Origin of the sequence: Roseburia sp. AF12-17LB, assembly GCF_003479605.1 — a bacterium.
GTDB classification, from domain to species: domain Bacteria; phylum Bacillota; class Clostridia; order Lachnospirales; family Lachnospiraceae; genus Roseburia_C; species Roseburia_C amylophila.
The window spans coordinates 160996-177404 of record NZ_QUHR01000002.1; the positions used below are offsets into that span (position 1 = coordinate 160996).

The 16409-nt window shown below is 40.0% G+C and carries 21 protein-coding genes; 1 reads left to right on the forward strand and 20 read right to left on the reverse strand.

The genetic code is table 11. From position 1 onward, the window contains the following. Positions 1–3 precede the first annotated feature (3 nt). The 10 genes from hisD to DWV68_RS14355 all read right to left on the reverse strand — a co-directional run bounded on the left by hisD (position 4) and on the right by DWV68_RS14355 (position 9349). Positions 4–1302, reverse strand: coding sequence for a histidinol dehydrogenase (gene hisD / locus DWV68_RS03375; protein ID WP_118665038.1), 1299 nt, complete (start codon positions 1300–1302; stop codon positions 4–6). 2 nt (positions 1303–1304) lie between these two features. Continuing rightward, positions 1305–1958, reverse strand: coding sequence for an ATP phosphoribosyltransferase (hisG, locus tag DWV68_RS03380; RefSeq protein ID WP_022243846.1), 654 nt, complete (start codon positions 1956–1958; stop codon positions 1305–1307). Between the two features lie 2 nt (positions 1959–1960). After that, positions 1961–3154: an ATP phosphoribosyltransferase regulatory subunit gene (hisZ, locus tag DWV68_RS03385; protein ID WP_118665040.1), complete on the reverse strand. Its 1194-nt coding sequence runs from the start codon at positions 3152–3154 to the stop codon at positions 1961–1963. 93 nt (positions 3155–3247) lie between these two features. After that, positions 3248–3781, reverse strand: a complete 534-nt coding sequence (locus DWV68_RS03390; protein ID WP_117841074.1) for a Holliday junction resolvase RecU — start codon at positions 3779–3781, stop codon at positions 3248–3250. Beyond that, complete coding sequence (locus tag DWV68_RS03395) at positions 3781–4428, reverse strand: histidine phosphatase family protein (protein ID WP_118665043.1); 648 nt, start codon at positions 4426–4428, stop codon at positions 3781–3783. The genes DWV68_RS03390 and DWV68_RS03395 overlap by 1 nt, the downstream gene beginning before the upstream one ends. Before the next feature lie 49 nt (positions 4429–4477). After that, a complete protein-coding gene (locus DWV68_RS03400; protein ID WP_118665045.1) occupies positions 4478–5434 on the reverse strand; it encodes an RluA family pseudouridine synthase in 957 nt (318 codons plus the stop codon). Positions 5435–5446: 12 nt separating this feature from the next. Next, positions 5447–7417 carry a YgiQ family radical SAM protein gene (locus DWV68_RS03405; RefSeq protein WP_118665047.1) on the reverse strand — a complete coding sequence of 657 codons (1971 nt, stop codon included), beginning with the start codon at positions 7415–7417 and terminating at the stop codon, positions 5447–5449. A 4-nt stretch (positions 7418–7421) separates the two neighbouring features. Beyond that, positions 7422–8138 carry a pseudouridine synthase gene (locus tag DWV68_RS03410; RefSeq protein WP_117946969.1) on the reverse strand — a complete coding sequence of 239 codons (717 nt, stop codon included), beginning with the start codon at positions 8136–8138 and terminating at the stop codon, positions 7422–7424. 110 nt (positions 8139–8248) lie between these two features. Then, on the reverse strand, positions 8249–9103 hold the full coding sequence (locus DWV68_RS03415) for a M23 family metallopeptidase (protein WP_243089433.1): 855 nt from the start codon (positions 9101–9103) through the stop codon (positions 8249–8251). Between the two features lie 108 nt (positions 9104–9211). Next, positions 9212–9349, reverse strand: a complete 138-nt coding sequence (locus tag DWV68_RS14355) for a hypothetical protein (RefSeq protein WP_156454668.1) — start codon at positions 9347–9349, stop codon at positions 9212–9214. On the opposite strand from DWV68_RS14355, the gene DWV68_RS03420 reads away from it, so the two are divergent. Further along, on the forward strand, positions 9304–10059 hold the full coding sequence (locus tag DWV68_RS03420) for a hypothetical protein (RefSeq protein WP_330419926.1): 756 nt from the start codon (positions 9304–9306) through the stop codon (positions 10057–10059). The two genes, DWV68_RS14355 and DWV68_RS03420, sit on opposite strands and share 46 nt — an antisense overlap. 7 nt (positions 10060–10066) lie before the next feature. On the opposite strand, the gene DWV68_RS03425 is transcribed toward DWV68_RS03420, so the two are convergent. The 10 genes from DWV68_RS03425 to DWV68_RS03470 form a co-directional block, all read right to left on the reverse strand. Then, positions 10067–10696 carry an ATPase gene (locus DWV68_RS03425; RefSeq protein ID WP_118544390.1) on the reverse strand — a complete coding sequence of 210 codons (630 nt, stop codon included), beginning with the start codon at positions 10694–10696 and terminating at the stop codon, positions 10067–10069. Positions 10697–10708: 12 nt separating this feature from the next. Further along, positions 10709–11194, reverse strand: coding sequence for a pantetheine-phosphate adenylyltransferase (coaD, locus tag DWV68_RS03430; RefSeq protein ID WP_022243856.1), 486 nt, complete (start codon positions 11192–11194; stop codon positions 10709–10711). Between the two features lie 6 nt (positions 11195–11200). Then, the gene (gene rsmD / locus DWV68_RS03435) at positions 11201–11755 is read right to left on the reverse strand and encodes a 16S rRNA (guanine(966)-N(2))-methyltransferase RsmD (protein WP_118665051.1); all 555 of its coding nucleotides are present in this window, start codon (positions 11753–11755) and stop codon (positions 11201–11203) included. Continuing rightward, a complete protein-coding gene (locus DWV68_RS03440) occupies positions 11755–12249 on the reverse strand; it encodes a CinA family protein (RefSeq protein WP_118665053.1) in 495 nt (164 codons plus the stop codon). Before DWV68_RS03440 ends, rsmD begins: the two co-directional genes overlap by 1 nt. An 11-nt stretch (positions 12250–12260) precedes the next feature. Beyond that, positions 12261–12803: a CDP-diacylglycerol--glycerol-3-phosphate 3-phosphatidyltransferase gene (gene pgsA / locus DWV68_RS03445; RefSeq protein WP_022243859.1), complete on the reverse strand. Its 543-nt coding sequence runs from the start codon at positions 12801–12803 to the stop codon at positions 12261–12263. After that, on the reverse strand, positions 12800–14122 hold the full coding sequence (gene rimO, locus DWV68_RS03450; RefSeq protein ID WP_118057481.1) for a 30S ribosomal protein S12 methylthiotransferase RimO: 1323 nt from the start codon (positions 14120–14122) through the stop codon (positions 12800–12802). Before rimO ends, pgsA begins: the two co-directional genes overlap by 4 nt. 89 nt (positions 14123–14211) lie before the next feature. Beyond that, on the reverse strand, positions 14212–14466 hold the full coding sequence (gene rpoZ, locus DWV68_RS03455) for a DNA-directed RNA polymerase subunit omega (RefSeq protein WP_022243861.1): 255 nt from the start codon (positions 14464–14466) through the stop codon (positions 14212–14214). A 3-nt stretch (positions 14467–14469) separates the two neighbouring features. Then, a complete protein-coding gene (gene gmk, locus DWV68_RS03460; RefSeq protein ID WP_117946976.1) occupies positions 14470–15105 on the reverse strand; it encodes a guanylate kinase in 636 nt (211 codons plus the stop codon). A gap of 3 nt (positions 15106–15108) precedes the next feature. After that, on the reverse strand, positions 15109–15372 hold the full coding sequence (locus tag DWV68_RS03465; protein ID WP_117698639.1) for a DUF370 domain-containing protein: 264 nt from the start codon (positions 15370–15372) through the stop codon (positions 15109–15111). 42 nt (positions 15373–15414) lie between these two features. Beyond that, on the reverse strand, positions 15415–16293 hold the full coding sequence (locus tag DWV68_RS03470; RefSeq protein WP_117698640.1) for a YicC/YloC family endoribonuclease: 879 nt from the start codon (positions 16291–16293) through the stop codon (positions 15415–15417). Positions 16294–16409: the final 116 nt, after the last annotated feature.

Below are 16409 nucleotides of genomic sequence, written 5' to 3' on the forward strand. Positions count from 1 at the left end.
CGTTTAGTTTTCGTCTTCAAATCTTACTTTAACGGAATTTGCATGTGCCGTCAACTGTTCGCACTCTGCAAACTGGGCAATATCTTTATATACTTCCTCTAATGCTTCCCTGGAATAGGAAATAATGCTGGATTTCTTAATGAAATCATCTACAGATAATGCAGAGAAGAATTTTGCGGTTCCATTGGTTGGAAGAACGTGGTTTGGTCCTGCAAAATAATCTCCAAGCGGTTCACTGCTGTATTCACCGATGAAAATTGCTCCGGCATTTCTTACCTTGGTCATAACTTCAAACGGATTCTTTGTTACAATTTCCATATGTTCGGATGCAATTTCATTTACTGCAGCAATGGCTTCCTCCATATTATCTGCAATTAAAATATAGCCATAGTTATCTAAGGATTTCTGGATGATTTCTTTTCTGGAAAGCTGTGCAGTAAATTTTGCTGCTTCCTCAGAAACACGCTCTGCCAGTTCACGGCTTGTGGTAATCAAAATTGCGGAAGCCATTTCATCATGCTCTGCCTGGGATAAAAGGTCGGCTGCAACATATCTTGGATTGGCTGTTTCATCTGCTAATACTAAAATCTCACTTGGTCCGGCGATGGAGTCTATGCTGACATAACCGAATACGGCTTTTTTCGCTAAAGCTACATAAATATTTCCAGGGCCAACAATTTTATCTACTTTTGGAATGCTTTCGGTACCAAAGGCGAGAGCTGCAATTGCCTGTGCGCCTCCTACTTTATAGATGCGGTCTGCACCGGCTTCTCTTGCTGCAACTAGGGTAGAAGGATTTACCTTACCATCTTTTCCAGGCGGTGTTGTCATAATAATTTCATCAACTCCGGCAACCTTGGCCGGAACAATATTCATCAGTACGGAAGAAGGATAAACGGCTTTTCCACCCGGTACATAAACACCAACACGGGCTAATGCGGTTACCTTCTGACCTAAGATAATACCTTTATCCTGGCTGTCAAACCAGCTGTTCTGACGCTGTTTTTCATGATAGGTGCGGATATTTACAAGAGATTTCCGGATGACTTCAAGGAGCTTCGGATCTACTGCATCATAAGCCTCCTTAATCTCATCTTCTGTTACTAAAATATTATCTTTATTAATCGTTGCACCATCAAATCTCGCTGTATAGTCAAATAATGCAGCATCTCTATTGGCACGTACCGTTTCGATGATTTCCTGTACGCTGGCTTCAAATTTGCCGTAGCTGTTGGGGCTTCTCTTTAAAAGATTCTCTAATATATTACCCTTTGTCTCTTCTGTCAACTCTAAAATACGCATGTTTATGCCTCCTTTAATACCGATTTTAAATCTGTAATTAATTTCGTAATCCGCTCATGTTCCATTTTCATACTAACCTGATTTACGACCATCCGGGCAGAAAGCGGACAAACTTCTTCTAATACTTCAAGTCCGTTTTCACGTAAGGTTGAGCCTGTCTCTACAATATCACATATTACCTCAGCAAGTCCAACAATCGGGGCAAGTTCGATGGAACCGTTTAATTTGATAATTTCTACAGTCTGATGTTTCTTATTATAAAAATAGTCTTTCGCAATGCGCGGATATTTGGTTGCCACACGGATCAGTTCGTGATGCTGTAATAATTCTTTGGATTCTTTTGGACCGCAGATACACATTCTGCATTTTCCAAAGCCCAAATCCAATACTTCATAAATATTTCTTGCTTCCTCTAAAATTGTATCTTTTCCCACAATACCGATATCTGCCGCACCATATTCTACATAAGTTGGTACATCCGGTCCCTTGGCAAGGAAGAAACGAAGCTTTAATTCTTCATTGACAAAAATAAGTTTTCTGGTATTCTTGTCTTTCATTTCTTCACAGGTAATGCCGATTTTTTCAAAAGTCTCTAAGGTTTTATTTGCCAGTCTTCCCTTACCTAATGCAAAGGTTAAATATCTCATATCTTCCATTTCTATTCTCCATCCATAAATGTCAGTTCTGCAATCTGATTTCGCAATGCATATGCTTCATAATCTGCTTTTGATTTATCCATTGCCCAGGCAATCAGTTCCACATTGCAGTCCTTTGCCCTCAGTGCAATGGCTTTCTTTACTGCTTCCCTGCGATATTCCGGTTTGTATACAATCAGCTGATTGTCATGTTTTACGGTAATCTCAATTTTCTGTCTTGAAATTGCTGCCATTAACTGGTCTACTACTATCGCAAATCCAATGGAAGCTGCATCTTTTCCAAAATAAGTAAGAAGCTTGTCATAACGGCCCCCCTTTACAATCGGTTCACCGCTTCCATAAGTATAACCGGCAAAAATTACTCCGGTATAATAATGATAGCTGCTTAACATACCAAATTCATAGGTCACATATTTGTCTACGTCATATACTTTAAGCACCGCATCTAAGTCTTCCAATCTGCGTATTGCTTTATAAACCTTTGGATAATCAGCCGCATAGGTCTTTGCTTCTTCAAAGGAAGCTGCATTATCATAAATGGTTCCAAGCATGCCGAATAATTCTTTTAAATTCTGATTCATGGAACAGTCGGAAATCTCTTCTTCCACGCCAAAGAAATTCTTATTAGCAATCAGTTCCCGGATAACTTCTTCCTGTTCTTCGGAAAGCCCTGCCGCTTCCATTAAGCCACGGAAGAATTCCACATGTCCCACACTAATCTGGAAATCCTTTAAACCACTGCTCTTTAATGCGTCAATTGCCATGGCAATCATCTCTGCATCGGCATCTACGGTATCATCTCCGATTAACTCTGCTCCCAGCTGGGTGGATTCCTTTAATCTTCCCTGATAACTATGGTTATTGATAAAGGTATTTCCCATATAAGAAAGGCGGATTGGCATATCCTCATCCATAAAATATTTTGCGGCAGACCGTGCAATAGATGGTGTAATATCCGGTCTTAATACAAGGGTATTTCCTTCCCGGTCAAAAAATTTATATAATTCGCTGGATGGAATGGTTCCAACTTCTTTTCCAAATATATCGAAAAATTCAAAGGTCGGTGTCTGAATACTGTGGTATCCGTGCCGTTTTAAAGCCTTATGCAGCCGATCCTGCAGCTCTAATTTTTTTTCACACTCTTCATTATAAATATCCCGGACACCCTCTGGTGTATGCAACAATTGATTTTTCATATAAACCTCCAGTTTTTCTCAAAGCACTTTAGCGTGCTACCATGCTACCACGGTGAATTGCTTTTCCTAGTATATATTACCTGGAAATAATTGTCAATCCCTTAGCTCCAAATCTTTTTTCAAGCCTTCCAGATAGGGAACCAGGATTCCCGACTTCTTTGGCAGGAAAAATTCCGGATTTAATTCTTCTAGCCGGAAGCTCTTCCGTCCGCCATTCTGGGCTCTCTCCCAGAATTCATAAAGCTGTCGGAATGGCATATAGTAAAATTCATCCCGTTGGGTATAAAATATCAGAATAAAAGAAATACCCTGCTGATTTTCAAAATCCTGCATAAACTGAATCTGGTGAGCATGCACATTGGCAAGAGGAAACGTATCAGTGTGACATTCCTTGGCATCAAAGCAGACCGGAATGCCCTGTACTGCCCCGATATAATCTACGGTACTTTTCTGTTCAAAATAGGCAAGGGTAATATGTCTTGTTTCTTTATCAATATTAATTGGTGTAATCGGTGTTGGAATTTTCTGTATCATTGCTAAATTATGCTCTGCATATTTTTCATTGGTCCGGTTAATAAATTCCTCTAACGTAGAACCTCTTAATCCTCTGGAATTCCAAGTTGCCATCAGAGTATACTTCCTTTCTTTTCTTCCGGCAGTGTGTAATAGATTTTATGTTCTTCGAGAATCCTTATTTTCTGATCCCGGACTTCTAATATATTTACACTGCAGTTTGGCTGGTGGCTGTTCCAGAAATCCTTGATTTCAAGTCCTTTTATGTATGCAAGAAATGCCCGGATGATTCCACCATGACAACAGATGAGCACACGCTTCATTTTTCCTTCCAATGGAAGAATTTCATGCTTTAAAAAGTCTTCCACCCGGGCAAGTAACGCTTCGTAGCTTTCGCCCTTTTCCGTGGCACGATACTGTTCCGGTGCATGAAACAAAGCATCAATATTTTTAAGAGCCGGATTCCAGCTGAGATCAGCAAGCTTCTGCCCTTCTCCTTCTCCGAAATTCATTTCACGGATACGTTCATCATAAGAAACCAGCGTATCTGTTCCACGCAGAATAATCTCTGCCGTCTGTCTGGCACGAATTAACGGACTGCAATAACAGTAGTCAAAAGTCAATCCTTCTTTTTTGAATCCCTCTTTGGTCTTTTCGGCTAATTCCAGTCCGAATTCATTTAATGGAATGTCAAGTGTTCCCTGTATCAGTCCTTTTTTATTGTAATCGGTTTCTCCATGCCGCATCAGATATACTTTCATCTTACTTATTCATCCTTCCTGTAACATCCGTAGTCTTTTGTTAAAATAATTACTGCTCTATGGCATTCTGATTTGCATAACAAATAGCCTTATTAAAATCATCCGGTGGAGCTGCTTCTACACATCTGCCATCTGCAAATATCATCCGGTAAGCATGTAAAAGCTGATGTTTTACGCCGGTGCGTTCCCGGTAAAAATGATTGATTTTTTCATTACCATATTTACTGTCTCCGATAATCGGATGACCAATGGATGCTAAATGGGCACGGATCTGATGGCTGCGTCCGGTAATCAGATGCACCTGCAGCAGTGTGACATCCTGATATACTTCCAGTGGCTCATACTCGGTTTCGATACAGAGTGCATCCTCTGTTTTTTCCTTTGAAATAAATACACGATTCTGCCTTTCATCCTTCATAAGATACCCCTTTAAATGCTGCGGTGCAGTAATGCATCCGGCTACCAGGCAGAGATAATATTTCTTTACGGTTCTTTTTTTCAAAGCCTCGGATAAATCCTGCAATCCCTTTAACGTCTTTCCGGCTGTCAGAAGTCCTGAAGTATTGCGGTCAAGACGGTTGCAGACGGACGGTCGAAAGGTCCGCAAATCCGTTTCCTTAAGGGCTCTGCTTTGAAGAAGATATCCGATAATATATTCGTTGGCAGAAATATCGGATGGCTGTGCCTTCTGTGACAGCATTCCTGCAGGTTTATTGATGATTAAAATATCTTCATCTTCATAAACGATATCCAGTGCTGTGGTTGGAAAACTTTCTTTTACCTCTGCTCCTGCAAACTTATCATAAGTTTCATCTGCTAAAAACAGCTTTACCTCATCTCTGGCATTCAGTTTTTCGGATCCATCTGCCTTTTTTCCATTTAATACAATATTCTTTTTCCGTAGCATTTTATAGACAAAGCTTGACGGTGCTTCTTTTAAAAGCTTTTTTAAATATTTATCAAATCGTTGTCCTGCTTCATTTTCTTTAATGATAAATGTTTTCATAACATATCCTTACTATTTCTTTTTATGAACGGTTCGAATCGTATGCTTCTTCTTCGTATTCTGACTGGAAGTCTTTCCCGAATATTTTTCTGTATTTCTGGAATTTCCAGTTTTATACTTTGTCTGATTTTGATTCGGTGTCTGCTTCGTCTTTTTCTTACCCGAAAATGCTTCTTCTTTGGCAAGCTTTCTTGGACGGATGAGGCAATGGGCATCAAAGCCGATTAAATCCGTCCGGTTCGTCTTAACTAACGCTTCATGCACCAAATCATAATTTTCCGGATTACGATACTGTATCAGTGCACGCTGCATGGCTTTCTCATGCGGATTGGTTGCTACATATACCGGCTCCATGGTCCGCGGATCTAAACCGGTATAGTACATACAGGTCGATATGGTGGATGGGGTCGGATAGAAATCCTGTACCTGCTGAGGCATATAACCTAAATCTCTTAAATACTCAGCCAAATCTACTGCCTCCTGCAGGGTCGAACCAGGATGGGAGGACATCAGATATGGTACCAGATACTGTTTTAATCCTAACCGTTCATTCATATCATGATACTTGCGGACAAATTCATTATAAACGGAAACCGGAGGTTTTCCCATTTTCTGTAATACCGGGTCTGAAATATGCTCCGGTGCCACCTTTAGCTGTCCGCTGACATGATATTTACAAAGTTCTTCCAGAAAATTATTTTTCGTATCACATAAAAGATAGTCAAAACGGATACCGGAGCGGACAAATACTTTTTTCACGCCTTTGATATTCCGTAATTTACGAAGAAGACTGATATAATCGCTATGGTCAGCAACAAGATTTTTACATGGTGTCGGGAACAGACATTGCCGGTTCTTGCAAACACCCTTTGTGAGCTGCTTCGTACATGCCGGTGCCCTGAAATTAGCAGTCGGACCACCTACATCATGGATATATCCTTTAAAATCCTTATCCTGTGTCATCTTCTTTGCTTCTGCAAGAATGGATTCATGACTTCTGGTCTGAATAATTCTGCCCTGATGAAAAGTTAAAGCACAAAAGCTGCAGCCACCAAAGCAGCCACGGTTACTGACCAGTGAAAATTTTACTTCTTCAATAGCCGGTACACCACCATCCTTTTCATAGATTGGATGATAGGTTCTCATATATGGCAGTGCGTAGATATCATCCATTTCCATCTGGGTCAATGGCTTTGCCGGTGGATTCTGTACGACAAACATTTTCTCATCATAGGTTTCATAAATTCTTCTTGCCGTAAAAGGGTCTGTATTCTGATACTGCAGGTAAAAGCTCTTGGCATACGCTGTCTTGTCCTCTTTGATTTTATTAAAAGACGGCAATTCCAAGGCATCATAAATATCTTCTTTATTTCGGGTCTTAAAAACAGTTCCATCGATATAAGTAATATCCTTTACCGCAAGACCGGAAGCTAACGCATCTGCAATTTCAACAATGCTGTGCTCGCCCATTCCATAAGAAATCAAATCAGCACCGGAGTCCAGAAGAATGGAACGTTTTACCTTATTAGACCAGTAATCATAATGCCCAAGTCTTCTAAGACTTGCTTCAATACCGCCGATAATGATTGGATTATGTTTATAGGTCTGACGGATCAGATTGCAGTAACTTACCACTGCATAATCCGGGCGTTTTCCCATAACGCCACCCGGTGAAAATGCATCATGGGCACGTCTCTTTTTCGATACAGAATAATGGTTTACCATGGAATCCATATTCCCACCGGAAACTAAAAAGCCAAGCCGTGGCTCGCCCAATATGGTTACGCTTTCCTTGTCACGATAATCCGGCTGTGCAATGATACCCACGGTATAACCATGTGCCTGCAATATTCTACTGATAATAGCATGTCCAAAGGAAGGATGGTCTACATATGCATCTCCGCATATATAGACGAAATCCAGCTGCTTTATCCCTGCTTCTTCCATATCTTTTCTTGAAATTGGTAAAAAACCGTTCTGCATCTTCTTATCCTTCCTTTAATGCCTGTAATTCTGACTCCGTCAATGGGCGATACGCTCCTGTTGCCAGAGTTTCATCCAGCTTTAAGCTTCCCATGGAAAGCCGTTTTAAATAAATGACCTTTTTTCCTGTTTTTTCAAACATCCGCTTAATCTGATGATATTTTCCTTCGGTAATAGTAACTTCAATTTCTGATTCTGAATCACTTTTTAAAATCACAAGTTCAGCAGGCTTTGTGAGGTTTTTCTCTCCGATATCAAGACCCTTCCGAAAAGCCGCAACATCTTCAGCAGTCACTTTTCCTTCTATTCTGGCATAATAAGTTTTTGCCACATGTTTCTTCGGAGATAAAAGCTCATGAGCCAACGCACCGTCATTGGTGATAAGGAGCAGCCCTTCCGTATCCTTATCCAGTCTGCCTACCGGAAACAAATCTTTTCTTACAGCATCTTCTATGAAGGAAACTACAGTTGGAAAATGCTTATCTTCCGTGGCACTGACACAGCCGGCAGGCTTATTTAGCATATAATATTCCCATTGGGAATAATTAACCTTTTCGCCTTCGAGGTTAACAATATCCTTTTCCGGTGAAATCTTGTATTCCGGACGTTTGATGATTTCTCCATTTACGGTAACACGTCCCTTGGAAATATATGTTTTCACCTGACTCCTGCTTCCCTTGCCCATTTCTGTTAAAAATTTATCTAATCTCAAATCTTTCATTCTGATACGTTCCTTTACTACTCTGATTTGGCAGACACCGCGATAACTCGAGAAGCTCGCAAAGCGTGTTTCTTATAATTCAAATCCTAATTTAAATCCTAATTTAAATCTTAATATTGATAATGTAATATTTTCTTCTCCTGATAGAGATATTGCAGGATGGAATAGGAATTTACACTAAACTCCCGTTTATTTTCATCATTTAAATAAATTCCAAAATGAAGATGCACATCAAAATTACCTGCGGTTCCTTCTGTCTTAGAATATCCGGTATCTCCCATAAATGCAATCAGCTCTCCGGCATGAACCTCGTCTCCGATGGAAAGTCCCTCTGCATAATCCGACAGATGTGCATAGTAGAAATATGCTCCATGAGGACTCCGGATTCCGATACGGTAACCCCCAAGTTCCAGCCAGCCCATCTGCTCTATGGTTCCATCGCAGACACTGATTACCGGGTAATTTCCCCGCTCATTGATATCTGCCATAATATCACAGCCTTCATGTCCTCTGTCTCCACCATAAGTACGGCTCTGCATCCAGGTGTCTCCAAAAGTTACTTTTTTCTCTTCGTCCAAGATGGTATCCGGAACCGGGAAATAGACAATGTCAGACCAGATACTGTCTAAATAGGCTTCCTGCTTTTCAATTTCTTCTTTATGAAAATGCAGCAATCTTTTGTATACATCTTTCAGCTCGTTTTTTTCTGTTAAATCTGAAGCATAATATGCCAGAAGATAGCGGGTAAATGTCATATCTTCCTGAGCCTCACCTTCTTCAGACTCATATTTCCTGAATTTTAACACCGTTTCCGGAGAGACTTCCTGATTCCGAAGTTTCTGAAAGAACTCCTGTTGTTCAAATGCTATATAAAAGGCTGCCCGCTTTTGAATCTGCTGTAACAGGCTGCAGTCTATGACAACCAGCAAAAAAAAGAGAATAATGACACAAATTTTCTTCTTCATAATAATTCGCATAAAAGTTATTTTATACAATATATTGAACTATGAAAAAAACTATTTCTCTTCTGATTCTTTTTTTGTGCTTAATATTATTATTTTTGCATCCCATGCTTACGGTATCTGCCGCAGCAAATGGCCTAATGCTCTGGTACCAGAATATTCTGCCTGCATTGCTTCCTTTTGCCATTCTATCCAATATTCTGATTTCATCCGGAGTTTTTTATCATATTTCAGGAATCCTCTATCCATTCATCCATCTCCTGATTCCCTGCAGCAGAAATGCCTGTTTTCCACTTCTGTCAGGGTTTCTATTTGGTTTTCCTATGGGAAGCCGTATCTGTGCACAGATGTTAGAAGAAAATCAGTTGTCGAGGGAAGAGGCTGTCATTCTCTTTGCCATCTGCAATAATATCAGTCCCATGTTCATTGCAAGCTATATTGTTCACGATACACTCCGGCAGGACGGTCTTTTATTACCGACACTTGGGATCCTCTATCTGCCGCCCCTGATTCTCTGCCGCATTCTCTATACTTTTCAGCGTAATAATCTAACGCAAAAAGAAACGGCACCACGATTAAAATTAAACTTTTCAATCATAGATGCCGGTATCATGAACGGTTTTGAAATTCTTTGTAAACTCGGTGGATATATCATGCTCTTTTCTATTCTGTTAGAACAGATTACCTTTTATGTGCCACAAAAGCTCTTACAATTACCACTTTGTATTCCATTAGAAGTTACAAATGGAATCCGGCAAATTTCTGAAGAAGCTTTCTCGCCGCAGCTTGATTATGCGTTGATTTTAAGTCTTACCGCTTTTGGCGGATTATGCGGCTTCGCCCAGACCTATTCCATGGTTGCATGCCAGAAGCTCTCCATGAAATATTATCTGCTGGTCCGAATCAGTCTTGCATTCTGTGCTTTCCTTCTGGGGTACATGATATATCCGGCAGGATAAATATATATTACTCTTCCGGAATCTCATTTGCCGGTGCTTCCTGTGTGGCAGGCTCTGCTGTTGTTTCCTGTTTTGCCTGTCCGGAAGAAGCATCTTCTTCCTCTGGAAGCAGTTCATTCCGGTTTGCCGTCACAACATCCAGACAACCCTGAAGGGTATGAATCAGATTATCATATCTTGCCTGTGAACCTTCAATGGCATGACTTAAAATTTCTTCAATATTCTTAAGACTGCTGTCCGTATACTGAATTGCACCCATACGGATATTATTGGCATCATTGGTTGCTTTATCAAGAATCTCCTGTGCCTGCTTGGTAGCAATCATAACAACCTCATTTGCCTGGGCATAAGCCTGTTGCATAATCTGGTGTTCACTGACAAGCTCGCTGGTCTGTACCTGTGCCTGAGCAATGATGGCATCTGCTTTTGCCTGGGCATCTGCCAGAATAGCTTCTTTGTTGCTGATAATCTTCTGATAACGCTTGATTTCTTCCGGCGTTTTCATTTTTAATTCCGTCAGGAGTTCTTCTAACTCATCCTTATTAACAACAATTTTTGTACTGGATAATGGCTGATATTTGCAATTATCAATATATTCTTCGATTTCTTCTATGATTTGTTCCATTCTGCTACTCATCGTCCACACTCCTTATTTTTTGATATTATATTTATCATAAATCCGCTCTATAAACTGTGGTGGGACAAAATGTGAAATATCGCCACCATAAGAAGCATATTCCTTTACAATTGTAGAGCTGAGATAGGAATATTTTACATTCGTTGTAAGAAATACCGTATCTATCTTTGGATTTACACGATGGTTCGACTGTGCAATCTGAAGTTCATATTCAAAGTCCGTTACCGCACGCAATCCTCTGACGATAATGGTTGCATCAATTTTTTCCATAAAGTCAACTAAAAGACCATCAAAAGAAGCAACTGTTACATTCGGCATATCTTTTGTTATCTCTTTTAACATACTAACACGTTCATCTAAAGAAAACAACGAGTTTTTTGCACTGTTATTTAAAACTCCCACAACCAGCTCGTCCACTATTTTCGAAGCACGTTCAATCATGTCAACATGACCATTTGTGACCGGGTCAAAGCTGCCCGGATAGATTGCTTTTTTCATCATAGGTTATTCCTTTCTGGATATAAAGGCATGTAAATTTGTCTTATATTTTTTGCATTTATCAAGTGTAAAACCAAGCTCCTCAAGATACTCAAAACCAGTCTTTAGGGACGCTTCTACAATAATTACCGTATCTTCATCTACCAGGGTCGATTTCGAAAGCAGCATCAGCACATCCTTTTCCAGTTCCTGATTGTAAGGCGGATCCATGAAAATAATCTGGAATGTCCCTTTTTCTTCCAGACTCCGGATAGCTGCCATAACATCCATCTGCAGTAAACGACACTGGTCATTAAATTGGGTAAAGTTAATATTATCCTGTATACATGCTGCTGCTTTTTTCCCACTTTCCACAAAAACAGCTTCTTTCGCTCCACGACTGACAGCTTCCAATCCAATCTGTCCGCTTCCTGCAAACAAATCTAAGAACCGGCAGTCCGCAATCTCGTATTGCAGCATATTAAAAAGTGTTTCTTTAATACGGTCTGTTGTCGGTCTTGTGTCTATTCCTTCAATTGTTTTCAATGGAAGGCTTCTTCCTTTTCCGGCTATTATTCTCATTAAAATCCCTCTTTTATCAGTAAATCATTCAGTTCCTGCAATGCCGTCTCCACCGCATGCATACGCACTTCACTACGGTCTCCGGAAAATACATAACGTATAACTTTCACAAAATCATTTATTTTATAACCAATGTATACCAGTCCTACCGGGAACTTTTCACTTCCACCACCTGGACCTGCAATACCGGTTACTGAGATTCCGACATTCGTACCGGCAACTTTTGTTACGCCACGAACCATTTCTTCTGCTACTTCTTTACTTACTGCAGTGTGTTTTTGCAAGGTCTCTTCCGATACACCTAGTACTTTATGCTTTACCGCATCCGAGTAAGTGATATAAGATTCTTCCAGCACATCCGAAGCACCCGGCACATTAATCAAAGTTGCGGCTACAAGTCCTCCGGTACAGGATTCTGCGGTAGCAATGGATAAATGATTCTCCGTCAGCCGTTTTACAATTTTATCTTCCAGATTTTCCTGTCTTTTTTCCATGGGAATCCTCTTTATTTCTGTTCTTTTAAAACAGCTCTGTTTTTCCAGAGATAATCAATTAGAGATACAACCGTTAATACCAGTGCAATATAAGTAAGTACGGTTCCTAATAACTGGAAGTAACAGTTATCAAAATTAAGAATCAATACAATGACCATAAGCATCTGGAATGTGGTCTTAAATTTGCCCCAGTAGCTGGCTGCAATTACAACGCCGTTATCAGCTGCTACCAGACGGAAACCACTGATGATAAACTCACGGCTGATAATTACGATTACAATCCAGGCTGCAAGCTGTCCGGTTTCAATCAGGCAGATCATTGCGGCACATACCAGCAGTTTATCCGCAAGCGGGTCCATAAATTTGCCGAAATCTGTCACAAGATTATACTTTCTTGCAATCTTCCCATCCAAAAGGTCTGTAAGACTTGCTACAATAAAGATTGCTACAGCAATATAATTTGCATAACCCGGACAAATCGGTGCCAACATAAACACTACAAAAAACGGAATCAAAATTACTCTGAAAATTGTTAATTTGTTTGGTAAATTCATGCTAATTCTCCTATCAAATCATATTCATAAGCTCCGGTTACTTTCACTTTGGCAAAGTCTCCGGTCATTAAGGTTTCCTCTGTATTTACAAAAATATATCCGTCAATAGATGGTGCATCACGGTAGGTTCTTCCTACATAAGCATTCTCATCTGCAACTTTTCCTTCGATAAAAGCGTAAAGTTCACGGTCAGCCATATCTTCATTTTTCTCAAAAATAATTTCTTCCTGAAGCTCCATGACTTCCTGTTGCCACAGCTTCTTCGTCTCTTCCGGAATCTGATTTTCCATCTCAGCTGCTTTCGTTCCTTCTTCCGGAGAATAGGTAAATGCACCCAGACGGTCAAATTTCATTTCCTGTACGAATTCCAACAGCTCTTTATGCTGCTCTTCTGTCTCTCCCGGGAAGCCACAGATCAAAGTGGTCCGGAGCGTAATATCCGGAATTTCTTCCCGCAGATGATGAATAATACGAACAAGGTCATCCTTATTGGTCTTTCTTCCCATTCTCTTTAATACGTCTGAATTTGCATGCTGAATCGGAATATCCAGATAATGGCAGACTTTATCATTTCGTTTGATTGCTTCAATCAGTTCATCATCAATTTCTTCCGGATAACAGTAAAGAATACGAATCCAGTACAATCCCGGAATCTTATTTAATTCATCTAAAAGCCGGTGCAGGGATTTTTTTCCATAGAGGTCAATTCCGTAAAGCGTGGTCTCCTGGGCTACCAGAATCAGTTCCTTTACTCCGCCCGCTACCAGTTCTCTGGCTGTTGCTATCAGTTCTTCAATCGGTATACTGCGGTAGTTTCCTCTGATATATGGAATGATGCAGTAAGTACAGCGCTTGTTACAGCCTTCTGCAATTTTTAAATGGGCATAATGTCCGCCGGTGGTAACACATCGTTTGGTATGCAAGGTTGGAAGCCCTTCCAGCGAATTTAAATTGGTATAATGTTTTCCTGCCATAACCTCTTTCACAGCAGAAACAATATTATCATAGGAATTAGTTCCAAGAATTGCATCTACTTCCGGTATTTCTTCCTCAATCTCATTCCGGTAACGCTGGGCAAGGCACCCGGTTACAATCAATGCCTTTGCATGTCCGGTTTTCTTATATTCTGCCATTTCAAGTATTGTGTTAATACTCTCTTCTTTGGCATCATTGATAAAACAACAGGTATTAATTACTATCACATCTGCCTGCGTTTCATCATCAATAATGGTATATCCGGCATCACGGATCATACCAAGCATATATTCTGAATCTACCAGATTCTTATCACAACCCAGTGATACAAAGAAAATATTCATTCATTCCTCCGTAACAGGAAAAAGTCCTGTATATATTTTTCTCTTACATGATGAAAGGGTTACCAAACCATGTTGGCAACCCCGCTATGCTACTCGTTATCTTCTGAAACAGCATCTTCTCCCATGATTTTTACCTTTCCGGTATAAAGCTCTTCTACTGCGATAGAAAGTGGTTTCTTTCCTTTGGCATTTTCAACCAATGGTTCATCTCCACCGATAATCTGTCTTGCTCTCTTTGCAGTAGCAATTACAATAGAATATCTGCTGTTTACTACCGGTTCTTCTCCGATTTCAACGTCGTTATTTACGACCTTCATTAACTCAACATAAGATGGATGTATCATAATTTATTCTCCTTTCGAAAAGCACTTCAGCTCTTCTCTGATTTTATTGATGAAATTTATATTACGTGATGCACAATCATGTTCGTTCTCAATGATGCTGTGGATATTCTCCACACATGCAGGGACGGTATCGTTCACCACAATGTAATCATACTGATTCATAAACTCTGCTTCCTGGGATGCTCTGTTTAATCTTGCATTGATGGTTGCCATATCTTCAGTTCCACGGTTCACCAGGCGGTTCTTTAATTCATCCGCATCCGGTGGTGTTACAAAGATTAAGATGGTGTCCGGAAAACGTTTCTTTACGTCAAGTGCTCCCTGAATCTCTATCTCAAGAATTACATCTTTTCCAGCCTCTAACTGTTCATCTACATAGGCTTTTGGTGTACCATAATAATTTCCCACATAACAGGCATGCTCAATTAACGCATTGTCTGCTATCATCTGTTCAAATTCTTCTCTGGTACGAAAGAAATAATCAACACCATCCACTTCTCCGGGTCTCGGATTTCTCGTGGTAGCTGAAACAGATAATGCATATGTATCCTTGTACTCCGCCATCAGAGCTTTCATCACAGTGCCTTTTCCGGCACCGGAGAAACCGGATACTACGGTTAATATACCTTTTCTTTTCATTTACTATTCCTCACTCAGTTTATTTCCACTAATCTCGTTAAATCTGCCAGTCAGTGTATCCGGCTGTAATGCAGAAAGAACGATATATCCGGCATTTGTAATAATCACTGCACGGGTACGTCTTCCCTGGGTTGCATCCACCACGCACTCTTCTTCTTTGGCTTTCTGAATCATGCGCTTGGCAGGTGCAGAATCCGGCTGAATCACAGCAACAATCTTATCTGTATTTACTACATTTCCAAATCCAATATTCATAAGTGCTGCCATTTTTCACCATTCCATTCTTACTACAGGGTTTACGGAAATCATTTATTCAATATTCTGAATCTGTTCGCGGACTTTTTCAATATCCGTTTTCAGATTAATACCGGTATCTGAAATTGCAAGATCACTTGCCTTGGAAAGAATCGTATTTGCTTCCCGGTTCATCTCCTGGGCAATGAAGTCAAGCTTCCTTCCAACGGTTCCACCGCCTGTTAAAGCAGCTTTCATCGCTTCAATATGGCTCTTTAAGCGGACAGTTTCTTCATCCACACATATTTTATCAGCAAATATTGTAACCTCCGTTGCAATTCTTGCATCATCCATCTGCTTATCTTCTAAAATTTCTTTTACCTTGGTTTCTAATCGCTCACGGTATTCTTTCATAACGATTGGCGAACGTTCTTCGATAAAGTCCACATAGCCAATCATTTCATCTAATTTATTCAGAAGGTCAGTTTTTAAATTCTCGCCTTCTTTTTCTCTGGTTTCAACAAATGCCTCACATGCATTACGCAATGTCTTCTCAAGAAGTGCCCAAAGTTCTTCTTCGTCATTATCCTGTTCTTCCATTATAAAAACATCCGGATAACGTGACAATGTGCTGACACGGATATCATTTTCCAGCTGGAAATGCTCTGCCATCTGCTGTAAATATTTTAAATATTCGCCAGCAAGTTCTTCGTTGTATTTCAGTGAGAAGTTGGCTTCGTTGAAATCTTCACAGGTAATGAAGATATCTACTTTTCCACGCTGTATGTATTCTTTGATTAAGTTACGCACGGCACTTTCAAAGAAACTTAATTTTTTAGGAAGCTTAACATTTACATCCAGATAGCGGTGATTTACTGATTTAATCTCTACCGTTATCTTACGGTTGTCTTCCTCTATCTCACACCTGCCGAAGCCGGTCATACTTTTAATCATAGCTGCCTCCTAATGCATAGATATATGTATTATAGTAGAATTTTCTTTATTAGTCAAATTCAAAATGCCGTATTTATTGAAATTTTAGAAAGATTTCTTTATAATAAAATCCTGTA